This is a genomic window from Microcystis sp. M53598_WE2 (assembly GCF_030067735.1).
GTDB classification, from domain to species: Bacteria; Cyanobacteriota; Cyanobacteriia; order Cyanobacteriales; family Microcystaceae; genus Microcystis; species Microcystis aeruginosa.
The window spans coordinates 1-4534 of the sequence record NZ_JASJFE010000763.1; the positions used below are offsets into that span (position 1 = coordinate 1).

At 44.7% G+C, this 4534-nt stretch carries 2 protein-coding genes and 1 pseudogene; all 3 read right to left on the reverse strand.

Features of this window, described 5'->3' with window-relative positions; genetic code table 11:
• Positions 1 to 947: glycosyltransferase family 39 protein (locus PX636_RS15590; RefSeq protein WP_288117752.1), on the reverse strand; the 947-nt coding region annotated here is incomplete at its 3' end.
• 141 nt (positions 948 to 1088) lie between these two features.
• Positions 1089 to 1369 (reverse strand): annotated as a pseudogene (locus PX636_RS15595) (hypothetical protein).
• 77 nt (positions 1370 to 1446) lie between these two features.
• Positions 1447 to 3912: an ATP-dependent Clp protease ATP-binding subunit gene (locus PX636_RS15600; protein ID WP_002796578.1), complete on the reverse strand. Its 2466-nt coding sequence runs from the start codon at positions 3910 to 3912 to the stop codon at positions 1447 to 1449.
• Positions 3913 to 4534 lie beyond the last annotated feature (622 nt).

Genomic DNA, 4534 nt, shown 5'->3' on the forward strand with positions numbered 1-4534 from the left:
CACGGTAAAAGAAAGGGGTCGTAAATAAATATACTTTTAGCTGGTGAGAAGAGAACGCCGAGAATACCAACGTAGGGAGGGTGTATGAAAGGATAATTAGGGGGCAATTCTGGCAACCCTGAAAAGATTGCTCCATTGCGTATTTGCTCAATGCTTAAGGATGCTGCCGTTGTCCAAAAATCCCCAAAGCGTAAGTAATTAAATAATCTACTGACAAAAAGGAAAGGAAATAAGCCGACGTTCCAGAGTATGGCTGTCTTAAAGATTTGATTCAGCTTGAAATTTTTATAAATTAGACAGCTAATTAGAAACCCAAAAACTGTGAGAGCATAAATGATAGTTGTCGAGCGAATTATAATAGCTGCTCCGATTGCCAATCCACTCAAAAAAACATAAGTTACTTTGTTAGTTTTAATATAAGCCAAAGCACAAGCATAACCTAAAATCACACAAAGTAGGACTGGATTATTTTGTTGAAAAGTTTGTGCATAGTGGAGAACGGTAGTACCTAGCAACCAAATCAAGCTAGCAGATGCCGCAATTTTCTCCTGAAAATCAAATAGTCTAAGTAACCAATAACAAGAGAGAACAACTAATACATTTAGAGGGATAACTACAAGAAAACTAACCGCAAATTCTCGTAATAAATAAGGCTTAATACTAGGAAAAACTTTAGAGAGTTGAGTGCCAATCCAATCTGCGGGCAACATTAATAAGGATTGTCCTATATCATAAGCTTCATATCGTTTTCCATCTACTCCTAAAACACCAACATGGTCTAATCGAGAGGAAGGACGATAATTTGGGGGTAAAGAAACTTCCTCAGTTCCTGTCCACAGGGCATGGGCCATTTTTAGCCTAACATCGGTATCTGGAGGTACGTTGGCAGGATTGATTATTGTTATCCAGAGTAGGGCAATAAGAGCTAATTTTGTGACTGTTTTCATGATCATCTATTCTTAGAAGCTGTTTGAAAAGTTATAGGGCGTTGCTGATTTTAAGTATCAATTGTCCTCTCGGCAATTTTTAAAACCTAGCACTAAGGTAACTTGTGGATAGGAGGCACAATTTAGTATTCATGTCTTGATTCAGCGATCCCGCTTTTTACTATCTTCTGATCTGCCGCTTCTAGGCTGGCAATTGCGGTTTCTGTCGTCAAAATGTCAGGAATATCAGTTAAACTGGCAGTTTGATCAACCGGTTCATTTCTAGCAAATAAATTGCTCATATCTTGAGAATAATTAGAAGTGATCGATAGTAAAGCTCCGGCAAAAATATAGATAGGTAAAGGTAAAATAAAACCCTTTGCCCACTGATAAAATTCCACCAACAAAAATAACAAAACACAGCCCACAACCCAAACTTTCATCGCACTTTTTTCCCCTATTTTTACGAGAAAAGGTGAGCAAAAAGCCCACCCTTTATTTAACTAATTCCAGTGAGAATTTATTCGATCACGGGAGCGATTAACTCACGTCTTTCACCGGAAATTACTTTCACCTTACCTTCCTCATCGATATCGACCATAGCCGTATCCCCATCAGAAACCCGTCCGGAGAGAATTTCCTCAGCCAGAACATCTTCCAACAGACGCATAATCGCACGACGTAAGGGACGAGCGCCGTAGGCCGGATTATAACCTTCCTCGATCAAGCGTTCTTTAAACTTATCGGTGACAGACAAAGTAATATTTTGTTCTGTCAGACGTTTAAACACATCCTTGAGCAGGATTTCGGCGATTTCCTTGACTTCTTCCTTATTGAGTTGACGGAAGACAATAATCTCATCGAGACGGTTGAGGAATTCCGGACGGAAATATTGTTTTAATTCCTCATTAACCAGCGATCGAATGCGATTATACTGGGCCTCGGCTTGATTATCGGCAAACTCGAAACCTAAACCACCGCCACCCTTCTCGATGACTTTAGAACCGATGTTCGAGGTCATGATCAACAGGGTATTTTTAAAGTCCACCGTGCGACCTTTGGCATCGGTCAAACGTCCATCTTCAAGGATTTGCAGAAGCATATTGAAGACATCGGGGTGAGCTTTTTCGATTTCGTCGAATAGCACCACCGTATAAGGACGACGACGCACCGCTTCCGTTAATTGTCCCCCTTCGTTGTAACCAACGTAACCCGGAGGCGAACCGATTAACTTAGAAACCGTGTGCCGTTCCATGTATTCCGACATATCGAGACGGATCATCGCATCTTCGGAACCAAAGAAATAAGCGGCCAGAGCTTTAGTTAACTCGGTTTTACCTACCCCCGTTGGACCGGAGAAGATAAAGGAAGCAATGGGACGGTTGGGATTTTTCAGACCGACGCGAGCGCGACGAATGGCGCGAGACACCGCTTTAACTGCGTCCTCTTGACCGATGAGACGCTGATGCAGGGTATCTTCCATGTGCAGCAGTTTCTCGGATTCGGTTTCGGTCAGTTTGTTGACGGGAACCCCAGTCCAAGAAGCGACGATGTGAGCGATTTCCTCGGCATCCACAAAGGGTTCATCGTTGCCATCTTCGCCTTTTTTGGTGGAAGCGAGATTCCGGATCTGGGTTTTGATTTCCATTTCCCGATCGCGCAATTCCCCGGCTTTCTCGAAGTCTTGACCGCGCACCGCATCATCTTTTTGTTTGAGAATTTGCCGCAGTTCTTTATCTAATTCCTTGGCTGCTGGGGGCAATTGGGAATTAATCAAGCGCACTCTCGAACCAGCTTCATCGATTAAATCGATCGCCTTGTCCGGTAAAAAGCGATCGCTAATGTAGCGATCGGACAATTTCGCCGCCGCTTCCAGGGCCTCATCTAAGATTTTTAGTTTGTGGTGCTGTTCGTAGCGTTCCCGGAGACCGTAGAGAATTTCGATCGTTTCTTCTACGGAGGGTTCACCGACCATAACCGGTTGAAAACGTCTTTCTAGAGCCGCATCCCGTTCGATATGTTTGCGGTACTCATCCAAGGTCGTCGCCCCGATACATTGTAGTTCTCCTCGGGCCAAAGCCGGTTTGAGAATATTGGCCGCATCGATCGCCCCTTCGGCTGCCCCGGCACCGATGAGAGTATGAACTTCATCGATAACAAGGACGACGTTACCCGCTTGGCGAATTTCGTCCATGATTTTTTTGAGGCGTTCCTCAAATTCGCCGCGATATTTGGTTCCCGCCACTAACAAGCCGATATCGAGGGTGACAACCCGTTTTTCTTCGAGAATGTCGGGAATATCCTTGTTAGCGATGCGTTGGGCTAATCCTTCTGCGATCGCTGTTTTACCTACCCCTGGTTCTCCGATTAGGACTGGGTTATTTTTGGTACGACGACCGAGAATTTGGATAACGCGCTCGATTTCCTTTTGCCGGCCGACCACGGGATCGAGTTTACCCTCGCTGGCCATTTGGGTGAGATTGGAACCGAATTCGTCAAGAGTGGGGGTTTTAGTGCGACCTTGGGAAGACGAACCGGCGGCCACTTCGGCGGTTTCCCCTAACATTCTGATCACCTGGGTGCGAACTTTCGAGAGATCCACGCCGAGATTTTCCAGAACCCTAGCGGCCACACCTTCCCCTTCGCGAATTAGTCCTAAAAGGAGGTGTTCTGTGCCAATATAGTTATGGCCCAGTTGACGGGCTTCTTCGAGGGAGAGTTCTAAAACTCGTTTGGCTCTGGGGGTGAAGGGAATTTCCACGGCTACGAATCCGGAACCGCGACCGATGATTTTCTCCACCTCCACGCGCGCATCTCTGAGATTGACACCCATGGACTTGAGGACTTTGGCGGCAACTCCCGTTCCCTCTCCAATTAGTCCTAGTAAAATCTGCTCTGTTCCCACGAAGTTATGGCCAAGGCGGCGGGCTTCTTCTTGGGCGAGCATGATTACTTTAATGGCTTTTTCCGTAAATCTTTCAAACATAGCCTATCCATCACCTACACAAGCGACCCTAGATATGCTGATTTTAGCACGGCTTTTTAGTTTAGCCCTCTTTCAGTGATCAGTTATTGGGGAGCGGCTATTAGTTATAGTGGTTGTAGCTCTGAAGATTTTTTCTGGGGTCAATCGGTCTCAGCTGACTTGCGGAGATGCCCGGAATCTCCCGGATTATGGTTTTAGCCCCCTGGAAACCTGCTGATAAGTTGTTCACCGTTGCATAATCCCCTAGGGTCGTGGTCATCCCCATCCCTCGATCGATAGTCAAGCGATCGCCCATTTTCAGACCAAAACTCGAAGTATAAGCAGATTAAATATTACTACCTATTGACAAATGAGTATATATGTTGTAAGACCGGGTGACATACAGAAAGTTGACCCCTATCGTTGCTCTGGACAGTGTTATGCAGAAAGTTTCTGTATAATATGTAGTTAGGCATACCTTCCTTTCACTTTCAATCTAGATATGAGATGTCAGATTTAACAAGCATTGAAAAGATTAAACTAGAGAAATTGCTCGAAATGGGCAGTGGTTATGTGCTTGATTTTTCAAACAGAACCTTCCAAAAATTCGTCTTAGAAAATTTAAATATCGATATATATGATG

Excerpts from the sequence above, each read along its gene's own strand:
- PX636_RS15600 (WP_002796578.1), bottom strand. The coding sequence starts at position 3,912 with ATGTTTGAAAGATTTACGGAAAAAGCCATTAAAGTAATCATGCTCGCC.